This is a genomic window from Leptospira bandrabouensis, assembly GCF_004770905.1.
Lineage (GTDB): Bacteria > Spirochaetota > Leptospiria > Leptospirales > Leptospiraceae > Leptospira_A > Leptospira_A bandrabouensis.
The window spans coordinates 2,011,257-2,024,362 of the sequence record NZ_RQHT01000014.1 but is presented as its reverse complement, the minus strand read 5'-3'; the positions used below and the strand labels follow the sequence as shown (position 1 = coordinate 2,024,362).

Below are 13,106 nucleotides of genomic sequence, written 5' to 3'. Positions count from 1 at the left end.
GCAAGTACATTTCTTTAGGAAATGTTAGGTAGTAGGATTAAAGCGACCCTGCGGGCCCTTCCCAGACCACAAGCTCCAAATACAAGGCCTCGGAATCTAGAATTTCTGGCAAAATGGGAACCAGTGAGACCAAATCTCCATGATTTCCCACTCCCATACAAGAACCTCCGTGGCAAAGCCTACCCTCTTGGTTGTAAAAAGCATATTGGATCAAATTATCGAAGGATTTCCGTGGTTGCACTGGGGATTGGGACTGGACGAGAGCTATGTAACTTAAACCTTCGCTCTTTCTGCGTTCTAAACGGATTCGAAGACGGTTTTCATTCGTGAGTGGTTCTGTGGCAAAAAGAAGCTCACCAGTACCAGGATTCCATTTTTGAAAACTATAAGTTCCCACCACTCCCCCTTCCCTTTTCCATTCATATTTAGTTTCTGACTTAGGTTTCCCTTGGGGATGGTTTTGATTGGGATTGGGATGCGGATCTTCCCAACCAAAGGAAGTAATTCCTACAGAGGCTCTGGCAATTTCAGTAATGGGAAAAGGAAAACGACTCCAAAGTCCTGGGATATCATAACTTTCCCAAAGTTGGACAATGTGTTCGCTCGTTTGGCAAGAAAGAAGACGATTTCTGGAATCATAAAAAGCAGCTACCACATAGAGAACCACAGGTGTTCCCCCTAGGTTTTGCCCGCCTGTGATGACAATGCTTGGACAATCAAATTTCAAATCACGACCGAGACCATCCACAAATTGCATTGGACTCACCTTCCAACCCACAGTCAGACCTTCTGCAAAAGGAAGAAGCTGCATGGGAATGGCATCAAACGCATCACGGGCATCATACGGTGGATGGATAGGAAGATCCAAATCGTATGTCACCGGCTCGACTTGTTTGGTGATGATTAGATTTTGTGGCACTGGAGGGAGTGTGCATCCCCCCAATGGTTAGTCAAGAAATTTCTTTATTTAAAGATCACCTTTCAGTAAAGATAAAAATCCATCGCGAGAAACCGTTTCTGTTTTCTCTTCTCCCATACGGCGGAAGGAAATAGATCCTGCTTCTTTCTCTTTATCCCCTAAAATCAAAGTATAACTGCTTCGTTTTAGGATGGAATCCCTAATTTTACTTCCGATCTTTTCATTCCGAAGGTCCATCTCAACTCGGAAACCTTGCATTACTAAATCTTGATATACTTCTTTAGCATAATCATTATGAACTTCTGCCACAGTTAAGACACGAATTTGTGTTGGATTGAGCCATAATGGAAATTTCCCTTCGAAGTGTTCGATGAGAATTCCTATGAATCTTTCCAATGATCCGTAGATAGCTCTGTGGATCATGACTGGTGCATGTTTTTTTCCATCCGAAGCAGTGAAGTCGAGTTCAAAACGATTCGGCATAGAGAAGTCAATTTGTACGGTTCCGCATTGCCATAATCTACCAAGGGAATCCTTGATATTGAATTCAATTTTAGGTCCGTAAAAAGCACCGTCCCCTTCTTTGATTCCGTATTCGATTCCTTTTTTCTTCAATGCATCGTGTAATGCTTGTGTGGCGAGATTCCAATCTTCATCACTTCCTTGGGACTTTTCTGGCCTTGTCGCAATAAACGTTTTGAACTCGGTGAATCCAAATTTTTTATACACATCAAAAGTAAAATCAATGATGTCTTCTACTTCGGATTCCACTTTATCAAGTGGAGCATAAATATGAGCATCATCTTGTGTGAATGCCCTTACACGAAAAAGTCCATGAAGAACGCCCGACATTTCATGTCGATGTACATTCCCAAGTTCCATAAACCGAAGTGGAAGTTCTCTATAAGAGTGCATATGGTATTTGTAAATCAAACAACACCCAGGACAGTTCATTGGCTTTACGGCAAATTCACTTTCGTCGATGTCTGTGAAGTACATGTTCTCTTTAAAATTATCCCAATGGCCTGACTTTTTCCAAAGAGAGGAATTTAAAATCGCAGGTGTTTTGATCTCTTGGTACCCGCGTCTAAAACATTCTTCTCGAATATAAGAAGCCAGAGTGTTCCAAAGGACAGTTCCCTTGGGATGCCAAAAAGGAAATCCGGGAGCTTCGTCTTGGAAACTAAAAAGATCCAGTTCTTTCCCAAGTTTTCTATGATCTCGTTTTTTGGCTTCTTCAATGAGGAAAATATATTCGTCTAACTGTTTTTTGGTGGGAAAAGAGACACCATAAATGCGGGTGAGCTGTTTGTTTTTGGAATCACCCTTCCAATAGGCACCAGAAATCGCAGTGAGTTTGAAAGCTTTGAGTTGGCCCGTACGAGCCACGTGAGGTCCCCGACAAAGGTCATACCATTCCCCTTGTCCGTATAACGAAACAGATGTGGAATCGAATCCTTGGATGAGTTCTACTTTATAAGGTTCGTTTTCTTTTTTAAATTTTTCAATGGCTTCTTCTTTGGAAAGTTCCCAACGTTTGACAACGAGGTCTTCTTTGACTATTTTTGCCATCTCCGCTTCGATTTTAGGGAGGTCTTCTGGGGTTAAAATGGTAGACCCAAAATCAATATCATAAAAGAAAAATCCAGGACCATTTTCAATGACAGGGCCGACAGTGAGCCTTGCCTCAGGCCAAAGTCTTTGGACAGCCATTCCCAGTAAGTGTGCAGAAGAATGATGGAAAACTTCTTTACCTTCTTTATCATCAAAGGTGAGAAACTTTACCGTGGTGTTTGCCTGAGGAATAAAAGAGAGGTCAACAGTGCGACCATCGGACAAAACAACGGCTAAAGCTTTCTCTTTCAAGAAAGGCAGTTGAGCTTGGATGAAATCGGAAAAGGATTTACCCGATTCTAGTTCCTTGGAACTTCCATCTGGTAGTGTGATTGTAAGTGCTGCCATAATTCTTTACCCAGGTTTTCGCACTTACCCTCTCCCGAAAAGTAAAGTTTTACCAGAGTCTACCAGATTCCAATGATTCTGTTATTTTCTGAAAACTATCTTCAATGGATTCTGTCCGGCCAAAACCTCCCGCCTCTTCTAAAACGATAAACCCGTGCAATAGGGAACGTAAAATCCGAATCCTATGGACTGCCGTTTCATCCAAACTTTGAAATCCAAAGACCTCCATACAAAGAAACAAAATCCGATCCCCCAGAGGTTTTAATTCTAAATCGGATTCTGTGGATTCAATGGTCAAAGGATACATATTAGGGTGCGACTTTGCAAAACTTCGATATAGATTCAAAAATTCAGGAATCCGTTTTCGGCCCTGATTTGGATTTAGGTTCTCCAAAGAAAGCCTGTCACCTAATATCTGCAAAGACCTTCTTTTCATTTCCCTACGCACATCCTCTAGGTCACGGATATGGTTATAGAGCGAAGGTGTACGAATTCCTAAATTTTCGGCAAGGCCCGCCAAACGAAATTCGGCAAAACCCTGTTCCATAATTAAATCCCAAGCCAAATCCAAAACAGATTCTCTTGTGATTTGGTTTTGGCCTTTTTTCGGACGGCCCGGTTTGTGTTTTATTTTTTTTGCCATAACAATTGTACGTCGGAAGAAAACCGAGAGGGATCTTCCACAAAAGGATAGTGGCCCGCATCTTCATATATTTTTACAGAGCCCATGAGAGTATTTGCTATCCATTCAGCTTCTTCTTTGGGTGAATCAAAATCAGGATCTTTAGAACCCATGACCACTATGACATTTCCAAAAGCAAGTGGCAAAGCTAATTCGCATTCGTTTTTGGAAGCAAACATCATAGATCTAACAGCTGCCATACGCCCTTCTTCCTTTAAATTCATTTTTAATTCTTCCGATCTATCTTTTAAATCTTTAGGTGGATTTACTGGAAATAAAGACTCATAGAATGATGCCCAGGCACTAGGTCCCCAAGGTCCACGAAAAGCAAGATGGATGAGGGCCTTCATTCCCAAAGACAATGGCTCTTTATCGCGAACGAAAGGACCAGAAAGAAGGAGTCCATGAACTCGATTTTTTTCTTTCGAACGAATGTAAACAGCCGAGGCAGCTGTCATCGAATTAGCGATGATATATACATTTTTTAAATCTTTCTCTTTGATAAATGCCAAAATGTCTTCTGCCGTTTCTTTGGGTCCATAAGAGGAAAAACTGACATCGGATTCTCCCATCCCCCGTAAATCAAAACTATAAACAGAATTTTCTTTTGCCAGAATTTGGCTTAGTTCAAAATAACTTTCCTTTCTGTCACCAAGTCCTGGCAGTAAAATTAAATTTCTTTTACCATTTCCTATTTTGGAATAAGCAATTTTACCTTCGTCTCTCTGAAAGAAAGAAGTAACAGTCGTTGATCCGAATAATTGGCCATCCATCAAAAACAGATAAGGAAAGATCAATGGAAAAAATAGAGTTAGTTTGTGGTAGGTATTTTTCATAAAACTAATGATATTAGTTTATTTAACTAATGCAATTAGTTTTTTACAAATTTTAACAAATTTGGGAAAATTTCCTAAAACTCGATATTTTTCTGGCTTGCCCTTACCCAAAAGAAATCCAAATCTAAAATGGATAAAATACGGTGATTCATGTATACTGTTACCTTTGAAGATAAAGAAAACTCTCCTCTAAAAACGGAAAAACTAGGAGCCACAATCCTTGAAACGGCACTAAAACACGAATACCCGCTCTACCATCTTTGCGGAGGGAATGCAAAATGTACCACTTGCCGCGTTTTTATCACTGAGGGACTAGACAAACTCAGCTCACGTAATGAAAGAGAACAGACATTGGCCGATAGGAAAGGTTGGCCTTCGGAGATTCGGCTCGCCTGCCAAACAGAAGTTTTTGGAAATGTTTCCTTACGAAGAATTATTAAAGATAATAAAGATTTAAGAACAGTCACTAGTGAATCCAAATCCTCAAAAACGGGAGAAGAATGTTATTCTGTGATTCTTTTTTTAGATATCAAAGGATTTACAGCTTTTACCGAAGGAAGTTTGCCCTATGACGTTGTATTTGTTTTAAATCGTTTTTTTCAAGAAATGAGTGAACCCATCCTAAATAATGGAGGTGGAATTGATAAATTCATTGGAGACGGAATCTTAGCTTTTTTCCAAATGGGAAACAAAAAAGAAGCCATAAAGAACGAAGAGAATTTAAAAAAAGCAAAACAGGAAACCATTCGTTCAGCTATCCGCGCTTGTCTTCGTATGTTTGATCAATTGAAGAAATTCAACTTGGAGATGAAAGATAGATTTAATTTTACCTTTGACATTCGCATCGGACTCCATGCAGGAAATGTAATTTACGGAGACATTGGGCATTCTGAATACAAAAGCCAAACAGTACTCGGAGATACAGTGAATGTGGCCAGTCGCCTGGAAGCATTGAATAAAAAAACAAATACCAATTTTTTGGTTTCCGATGAAATTTATAACTTAATTGGACCTTCTTTGTCTGTGAATAAAAAAGTAATCACCAAACTTCGTGGTAAGTCAGAAAAAATGACTGCTTACTCTGTTCTTGGTTTCAAAGATTTAGATTCCATACTAATGATACAGAAATCACTTGATCATGTTTTAGAAAACAATCCCAATTGGATACAATGTTACTTAGACAAACTTAGTAGTTTTGTAAAAGAGAATCTAAACAAAAATATGATAGAAACAGAAGAATTACTAAATCCAAATGAATTTTCTGCCTTAATTGAATCCATCATTGAAAAGTTAGGAAATCCAGAATCCTTAAAAAAAGAAATTATAAAACTAAAATCAATTTATGAATCTTTTGGCATTACAAAAAAAGAATTACCTAAACTTGTGCCAATTCTCATTTCCACTATGAGAGAAAATCTACCTTCTGAATGGAATGTAACCCTAGAGTCAATATGGAACCAAGTAATCACGGATCTTACTATAGAAACAATAGAAGTGTAAAATCCTCCTTGCATTTAGTAAAAAACTCTGTTTTTCTAATCATTAAGCAATGCCATTAGAAAAAAGTAGAAAAACATCCCAAAACTGGATGCGTTTAACAAACACAATACGACAACTTATCCAATCCAAACAAGGACCAACTGCCATTCGTTACGGGATTACCTTGGTAACCCTTGTGATTTTATTTAATGTATTTAATGTTATCAATAGTTATGTAGGCCGCGATTTTATATCTTCGATCGAACAAAAAAACACAAACGCATTTTATACAAATGCCATTTTATACTCTGTCGTCTTTGTAATCTCTTCAGCCATAGGCTCGTTAAATCGATATACAGAAGAACGATTGGGGATTTTATGGCGCGAACAACTCACTTGGAAATTTACTGAAAATTATTTAACCGAAAGAACATTCCAACAAATCATTGGAAGTCCAGGCATTGAAAACCCTGACCAAAGAATCACTGATGATGTGAAAGCATTTACCACAACTACCATTTCATTCACCTTACTTTTTATAGGTGGAATATTTTCCGCAATTTCCTTTTCCGGGGTTCTTTGGAGTATTAACCCAATTTTGTTTTTGGTGGCAGTCGCCTATGCACTTTGGGGAACAGTATCGACCATTTTTCTTGGTAAATCACTCATTCGGCTTAATTATGACCAATTAGATATGGAAGCAAGTTACAGGGCAGATCTTTTGCATATTCGCCAACATGCGGAATCTATTGCAGTGACTCACAGAGAAGCAAGGATGTCTGTCCGATTAAAATCAAGACTTAGAAAGTTAGTGAATAATTTTCGTAAACTCATTTCTGTTAACTTACGTCTAAGTTTTTTTACAAATAACTATAACTACTTTATTCAGATCATTCCTATGCTAATCATTGCGCCGAGCTATATGAGAGGAGAAATTGAATTTGGAGTGATCACACAAGCTGCCCTTGCTTTTACGACTTTACTCAATGCTTTTTCATTGATTGTGACTCAGTTCCAATCCATCTCCGCATTTTCTGCAGTAGTCAAACGATTACATTCTTTAGAATCAGCCATGACTCTATCCGGGACAGAAGCTAAACAAAAACGAGAATCCAATTTTAGTCCCAATGAAATTTGTTTTGAAAACTTTACGTTGTATTCGAATGACAGATCAAAACTTCTTGTGGATAATCTACAATTAACCATTCATAGAAAGGAACGTTGGCTTATCACTTCTAGTGATGATGCGGTAAAACTCAGTTTATTTCGATCCATTGCAGGTATTAGTAACCATTCCGAAGGTAATATTAAAAAGCCTAGCTGGGATGAGATTCTATTTTTGCCAGAAAAACCTTATCTTCCTCCTGGGAGACTCAGGAATGTAATTGTGCCTGCTTACCTAAACTTAGAAGTATCAGATTCAGAAATCCTAAAGGAACTTAAGAATATGGGTCTCGAATCTTTAGTGCGTAGGTTTGGAGGAATTCGGTCTTTAAAAGAATGGGACGAAGAACTCTCGTTAGCTGAAAAATATAAAATTGCATTGATTCGTATCCTCTTTGTTAAACCTAAGTTTCTCATTCTTGACCGACCAGGTTCCATTTTAGGGAAATATGAAATTTCAAAACTTTTAAAATTATTTCACAGATTGGGAGTTACCACTGTTGTCATCGCCAAAGATGAAGAAACAGTTTTAGAATATGATTACCATTTAAATATTTCTCATTTTGGAGAATGGACTCTTTCTTCTCTAAACTTAACAAACTCACACACATGATGCAAAACATTCAAAATAGTTCAGGCCTAAAATTTAAATTTTTATATAATGGGAATGTACATTCCATTCGTTTCAACGAGTTGCTGGTTAATCTATATCTTGGGAACGAAATGGAACAAGCAGTCAGTAACCTTTATTTGAGAATTCATTCAGAAAATAGCCTCATCGTTTTCCCCTTACTTGGACCAAAATCAAATTCAGAATTCCAAATTTCGGAGTTTATTTTTATTGCCCAAGGAAATTTCCAGAAAATTGACTATCAGGTACATTTGGAACTTCATCCGAACCAACCTACTTGGCGATACAAAGTAGATCTCACAAACAAAAACAATCACCCTGTCAGTTGCGATTTGGTTTATGTACAAGATATAGGTATTTGTGATTATGCTGCTTCCCGATTGAATGAATACTTTGTTTGCCATTACATCCACCATGAACCAATTTTATCTAATGATTACGGTTATGGAGTCCTTTCGAGACAAAACGAATTAATGTCAGGGAAAAACCCTGCTTGTTTTTTATTTAGTTCGGAACCGATTCGAAATTTTGCCACAGATGGTCTTGACTTGTATCCCAATGGCATTTTAAACCAACTAACAAACAAACGTAGACAAGGTGAGCATTCCATCATTGGATTAGAAAGAGAACCTTTTACCTTAGAACCCGATGAACAACAAAACACTTGTTTTTATGGATCTTTATTCTCCCATTTAGAAACCATTTCCTCATTTCAAAATAAAGAGATATTCATAAAAAAAATGATAACGGGATGGAACGATAACCTTAAGACAGTTTCCTCGTTTCAAAAACCAATCCCTAGCCTTTTCACTAACGCCAAACAAATACAAGGTGATAGTTTAAACGAAATGGAACTAAAATCATTTTTTCCTGATCCTTGGCGAGAGGTTGAAAAAAGGGAATCAAGCTCCATTTTATCTTTTTTTACCGATGAATCAACGCACGTTGTATTAAAAGAGAAGGAATCTCTTTGTTTACGCCCTCACGGACAAATTCTAAGAACCGGCCTACCGATGGTTCCAGACGAATCTTCCCTTACTGTTACTTGTTATATGAAAGGCATATTTTTATCCCAACTTACCGAAGGTCATTCAAGTATTAACCAATACATATCGCGTAACCACAGCTATCTTGGGTTATTTCAGTCTTATGGATTTCGGATTTTTTTGGAAGATCATTCAGATTTTTTTCTCTTAGACTCACCTTCTGTTTTTGCAATGAAACCAAATCACTTGGAATGGATTTACAAATGGAATGCTGAAGAAATTAGGGTGCAAGTGGAAACAACTTTCGACCATAAAATAAAATTTAAATTAAAAACTAATACTAAAACATCCAAAAAATTTTTATTTTCCTTTCATATCGCACTCGATGGAGATAACGGTGCCTTAGAATTACCACCAAAGGTAATTCAAAACAAAAATGAACTTCGAATAGAACCAAACCCAAAATCCAATCTTTATCAGAGATTAGATGGAAAAGGTTTTAAAATTATCTCTGAAGAACTCAATACTTGGGAAATCGCTGATGATCGTTTTTTATACCTGGACGGTAAATCGAAAGGCCAGTCATATCTTACCGCCAAAGTATCCATAAATGATAGTTTCCAATTTACAATCCAAGGAAACTTAAATGAATCTCAACAAGAAAGTTTAGCGATAAAAAACCAAAAACTGACTTTTTTTCCATCTTTCAAAGAGGAAAAATTGGATAACAAGTCAATGCAATCGATCAAACAAATTCAAGAAATCCTTCCTTGGTTTGAACAAAATGCTCTCATCCATTATTTGAATCCAAGAGGTCTGGAACAATATTCGGGAGGGGGTTGGGGCACAAGAGATGTATGCCAAGGTGCTTTTGAATTTTTACTTGCAACTGGTGACTTTGATTCTTGCCGCAACATACTTTTAAATATATTCCAAGAACAGAATGAAGATGGAGATTGGCCCCAGTGGTTTATGCTTTATCCTCGGGATAAAGCGATAAGAGCCGCTGACTCTCACGGAGACATTGTATATTGGCCTATACTAAGTCTAACTTCTTACTTAGAACGAACCCAAGATATAAATTTTTTGAAAGAAACTACAAGCGGACCCCAAAGGCAAAAACCTATAACGATACTTGCTGCAGTCAATCAGGCAGTAACTTTAATTAACAGTCGCTTGGTTTTGGGAACAAAACTTCCTATATACGGTAATGGCGATTGGAATGATTCCTTACAACCCGTAAGCGAGGAATTTCGGACAAAGGTTGTTAGCACATGGACAGCTGAATTACAATCTCTCACCTACCAAGCACTTATTAAAATCTATCAGCTAACAGGCGATAGAAAAAATATAGAACTCTACCAAGCCGAATTAGAAACTATAAATCAAAATATCAAAGAACATTGTATGGATGATTCTGTCCTCTCCGGTTTAAGATATTTTGGTGAGGGAAATTCCAGAGAATTTTACTTACATCCGAAAGACAACAAAACGGGAGTTCGTTATAGTGTCCTTCCTATGATTTATGGAATTTTGTCTGAAATTTTAGATAACAAGGAAGTGGAAACCCACCTATCTCTTATCAAAGAATGGCTTATGGGCCCAGATGGTGTCCGGCTTTTTGATGTTCCAATCTCTTACTCAGATGGAGAAACTAAAGAGTTCAAACGTGCCGAAACTGCCAGTTACTTTGGTCGCGAAATCGGACTCATGTATACCCATGCCCATCTACGTTATTGTGAAGCATTGGCACATCTAGGTAAATCGGAAGAACTTTTATATTATTTGAATTTAGTAAATCCGATTGGAATCAAAAATAAAATTCCGTCCGCAAACAGAAGACAATCTAACTGTTATTATTCGAGTTCTGATGGTTTATTCTTGGATCGTTATGAAGCAGGCAAAGATTACAAAAAACTAATATCTGGAAAAATTCCTTTGGAAGGAGGATGGCGAGTTTATTCCAGCGGTCCCGGAATTTATATCAAATTAGTTTACGAGTGTTTGCTTGGGATTAAAGTTTTTTCAAATGCAATCGAGTTGGATCCAGTTCTTCCTAAAGATTTAAGTGGATTAACATGGAATCTTACCTTGATGGGTAAAAATATCTGTATTACCTACATAGTTGAATCTGAAAATGCAATCATCGACTCTGTAGAGTTCAACGAACAATCGATTCCATTTGTTCGGTTGATAAACCGTTACCGTAAAGCTGGTCTCAGGTTTAATTTTTCCGATATATTACCTTACTTGAAAGAAACAGAGAATTTAGTCACTGTTATATCAAGATAAAACGTAAAAAACGTGTAGGGAAAATTCCCCACACGTTTTCCGATTTTTCCTTTGCAAAAAGGAAGTTTTAAATGGCGCTTTTTCCTTTTTCGCCAGTTCTGATTCGAATGACTTCTTCGAGAGGTGAGATAAAGATCTTACCATCTCCGATTTTTCCGTCACCACTTTTTGCTGCCTTAAGAATTGCATCAACAGTAGGTTTTACGAATTCATCGTTAACGGCAATTTCCAATCGAACTTTTCTAAGTAAGTTCACAGTATATTCGTGACCACGAAAAACTTCTGTTTTCCCTTTTTGTTGTCCGTAACCTTGAACGTCCGATACTGTTAGACGGTAAATTTCGTTTTTAGTTAATTCTGCTTTAACTTCTTCCAACTTATGTGGTTGGATGATTGCAATGATCATTTTCATAATGTTATACTCCTATTCCCTTAACCACGAGCTCGGATATTGAAATCAGGGTAAGCTTCTGCTCCGTGTTCCCCAAGATCCAAACCACTGAGTTCTTCTTCTTCACTCACTCGGATTCCGCCAGCAAGTTTCAACACATACCACAACACGAAAGAAACAACAAATGTGAATCCACCGATTGCTAAGATTCCGTAAAGTTGTGTTAAGATAGAAGGAACCTCTACTCCAGCTGGTGCACCTTCATAACCGAAGATTGCCACTGCTAGTGTTCCCCAAATACCACAGACTAAGTGAACAGAAGTTGCTCCTACCGGGTCATCAATTTTAATTTTGTCAAAGAAAAGAACAGACAATACTACTAAGATTCCAGATACAGCGCCGATGATGGCCGCAGATGTTGGACTAACAATTGCGCAAGGAGCAGTGATACCAACAAGACCTGCAAGTGTCCCGTTCAGAATCATACCAAGATCAGGTTTTTTCAAAATGATCCAAGCAGTCACTGTGGACGCAAGTGCACCAAGAGCTGCTGAAATGTTTGTAGTCACAATCACATGTGCCATTACACTTCCGTCGCCTACACCCATAGTAGAACCTGGGTTAAACCCAAACCAACCGAGCCAAAGAATGAGTGTTCCCAGTGCCGCTGAAGTCATGTTGTGACCAAGGATTGGTTTGATTCGACCATCTGGTAAAAATTTTCCTTTCCTTGCACCAAGAACGATGGCACCAGCAAGAGCAGCCCATCCGCCTACCGAGTGTACTACGGTAGATCCAGCAAAGTCATGGAAACCAAGTGCGGAAATCCATCCACCGCCCCAAACCCAATGACCTGTGAATGGATACATAACGGCAACAAGGATAAAGGAGAAGATAAGGAAGGAATGAAATTTAATTCGTTCTGCCACAGCTCCAGAAACAATCGTTGCTGCTGTTGCTGCAAAAACCAATTGAAAGAAAAACTTTGCAAGAAGAGGAACCCCTGTCCAATTCATGGAGGAATACACACCTTGGTATGCATCACCGATAGCCGGCGAGTTATCAGCTCCGCCTAAGAAAAAAAGTCCTTCTGTTGCCATATAGGGAGATCCGTCCCCAAACATCAAACCCCAACCGATTGCCCAATAGGAGAAAGTGGCTGCAGCAAAAACGATAAAGTTTTTTGCGAGGATGTTCACGGTGTTCTTCGATTGAGCAAAACCCGATTCAACGAGAGCAAAACCGGCATTCATAAAGAATACCAACATACCAGCAACTAACACCCATAAAGTGTCTAAGCCGACTGTCAAAGTTTGAATTGCGTTTGCGGTTTCTTGCGCCGGGTTCGCGACGGTTGCAGCTTCATCTGCAAAAAGGAACATCGGAACAACCAGGAGCAGGAAGGCGATTGATTTGAAATACTGTTTCATATTACCATGTTTCCTTTCCATGTTATTTGCTTACTTACAGTGCAAGATTGGTACCCGTTTTATGCCAGATCGGATTTGAAGGAAAAAAAAATGGATTAATGCTTAAAAACCCTCCATTTTGTGTAAATTTCTGAATCAATGGGCAGGGTAATCGATAAAAAGAACTGGTGATATTAAATCAATTTGCTGGATATAAGGTCACAAAGCATAAATTATAAGCACATCGAAAACCTAAACTAGGGTCGGCTTGTTAAAAAACAAAGCATTCAAGATCCAAAAATACTCTAATAAACGTGACCGAAGAACGAATCAGAAATTGTAACCAAAATCCTTT

General features: G+C 38.3%; 9 protein-coding genes. 3 read left to right on the top strand and 6 right to left on the bottom strand.

The annotated features are described in order from the left end of the window. Positions 1-37: 37 nt before the first annotated feature. From EHR07_RS16595 to EHR07_RS16580, 4 genes are read right to left on the bottom strand one after another with little or no spacing between them, the layout of a single operon-like run. Positions 38-919, bottom strand: coding sequence for a hypothetical protein (locus EHR07_RS16595; protein ID WP_135746080.1), 882 nt, complete (start codon positions 917-919; stop codon positions 38-40). Between the two features lie 48 nt (positions 920-967). Then, complete coding sequence (thrS, locus tag EHR07_RS16590; RefSeq protein ID WP_135746079.1) at positions 968-2,881, bottom strand: threonine--tRNA ligase; 1,914 nt, start codon at positions 2,879-2,881, stop codon at positions 968-970. A gap of 49 nt (positions 2,882-2,930) precedes the next feature. Further along, positions 2,931-3,524 carry a TetR/AcrR family transcriptional regulator gene (locus EHR07_RS16585; protein WP_135746078.1) on the bottom strand — a complete coding sequence of 198 codons (594 nt, stop codon included), beginning with the start codon at positions 3,522-3,524 and terminating at the stop codon, positions 2,931-2,933. Next, a complete protein-coding gene (locus tag EHR07_RS16580; protein ID WP_135746077.1) occupies positions 3,509-4,399 on the bottom strand; it encodes an alpha/beta fold hydrolase in 891 nt (296 codons plus the stop codon). The genes EHR07_RS16585 and EHR07_RS16580 overlap by 16 nt, the downstream gene beginning before the upstream one ends. Before the next feature lie 150 nt (positions 4,400-4,549). Between EHR07_RS16580 and EHR07_RS16575 the strand changes: the two genes are divergently transcribed. From EHR07_RS16575 to EHR07_RS16565, 3 genes are all read left to right on the top strand, one after another. Then, positions 4,550-5,899 carry an adenylate/guanylate cyclase domain-containing protein gene (locus EHR07_RS16575; protein WP_135746076.1) on the top strand — a complete coding sequence of 450 codons (1,350 nt, stop codon included), beginning with the start codon at positions 4,550-4,552 and terminating at the stop codon, positions 5,897-5,899. An 88-nt stretch (positions 5,900-5,987) separates the two neighbouring features. Next, complete coding sequence (locus tag EHR07_RS16570) at positions 5,988-7,655, top strand: ABC transporter ATP-binding protein/permease (RefSeq protein WP_135746075.1); 1,668 nt, start codon at positions 5,988-5,990, stop codon at positions 7,653-7,655. After that, complete coding sequence (locus tag EHR07_RS16565; protein WP_244288968.1) at positions 7,613-10,951, top strand: GH36-type glycosyl hydrolase domain-containing protein; 3,339 nt, start codon at positions 7,613-7,615, stop codon at positions 10,949-10,951. Before EHR07_RS16570 ends, EHR07_RS16565 begins: the two co-directional genes overlap by 43 nt. Before the next feature lie 67 nt (positions 10,952-11,018). Here EHR07_RS16565 and EHR07_RS16560 read toward each other — a convergent pair whose 3' ends face one another. Together EHR07_RS16560 and EHR07_RS16555 are read right to left on the bottom strand one after the other, a co-directional pair. Beyond that, the gene (locus tag EHR07_RS16560) at positions 11,019-11,363 is read right to left on the bottom strand and encodes a P-II family nitrogen regulator (protein WP_004786287.1); all 345 of its coding nucleotides are present in this window, start codon (positions 11,361-11,363) and stop codon (positions 11,019-11,021) included. Between the two features lie 20 nt (positions 11,364-11,383). Next, complete coding sequence (locus EHR07_RS16555) at positions 11,384-12,772, bottom strand: ammonium transporter (protein WP_135746074.1); 1,389 nt, start codon at positions 12,770-12,772, stop codon at positions 11,384-11,386. Positions 12,773-13,106 lie beyond the last annotated feature (334 nt).

Coding starts and splice junctions, on each gene's coding strand:
- thrS (WP_135746079.1), bottom strand. CDS start 2,881: ATGGCAGCACTTACAATCACACTACCAGATGGAAGTTCCAAGGAACTA.
- EHR07_RS16585 (WP_135746078.1), bottom strand. CDS start 3,524: ATGGCAAAAAAAATAAAACACAAACCGGGCCGTCCGAAAAAAGGCCAA.
- EHR07_RS16580 (WP_135746077.1), bottom strand. CDS start 4,399: ATGAAAAATACCTACCACAAACTAACTCTATTTTTTCCATTGATCTTT.
- EHR07_RS16575 (WP_135746076.1), top strand. CDS start 4,550: ATGTATACTGTTACCTTTGAAGATAAAGAAAACTCTCCTCTAAAAACG.
- EHR07_RS16570 (WP_135746075.1), top strand. CDS start 5,988: ATGCGTTTAACAAACACAATACGACAACTTATCCAATCCAAACAAGGA.
- EHR07_RS16565 (WP_244288968.1), top strand. CDS start 7,613: ATGGACTCTTTCTTCTCTAAACTTAACAAACTCACACACATGATGCAA.
- EHR07_RS16560 (WP_004786287.1), bottom strand. CDS start 11,363: ATGAAAATGATCATTGCAATCATCCAACCACATAAGTTGGAAGAAGTT.
- EHR07_RS16555 (WP_135746074.1), bottom strand. CDS start 12,772: ATGAAACAGTATTTCAAATCAATCGCCTTCCTGCTCCTGGTTGTTCCG.